This window comes from Thermogemmata fonticola (genome assembly GCF_013694095.1).
Lineage (GTDB): Bacteria > Planctomycetota > Planctomycetia > Gemmatales > Gemmataceae > Thermogemmata > Thermogemmata fonticola.
Window position 1 is genome coordinate 1 of the sequence record NZ_JACEFB010000059.1, and the last position, 213, is coordinate 213.

Annotated in this window: 1 protein-coding gene; it reads left to right on the forward strand. The window is 62.0% G+C overall.

Annotation, left to right across the window (positions count from 1 at the left end):
• The coding region (locus H0921_RS17675) for a hypothetical protein (RefSeq protein ID WP_228500135.1) at positions 1-213 on the forward strand (213 nt) is incomplete at both ends.

A 213-nucleotide genomic window follows, 5' to 3' on the forward strand; every position in this document is an offset into this window, starting at 1 on the left:
GTTGGATTTCTACCACTTGGCCGAGCATGTGCACGCGGCTCGCCGTGCGGTTTTTGGCGAGGACAGCGACACTGGCAAAGCCTGGGCGAGCGACTTGCTGCACGTTTTCAAGCACGAAGGTTACGAAGCGGCTTGGACGAAGCTGCTCGACTGGCGTGGCGGGTTGCGGGGAGCGAAGCGAAAGGCGGCGGATGCGTTGTTGGGCTATGTGGG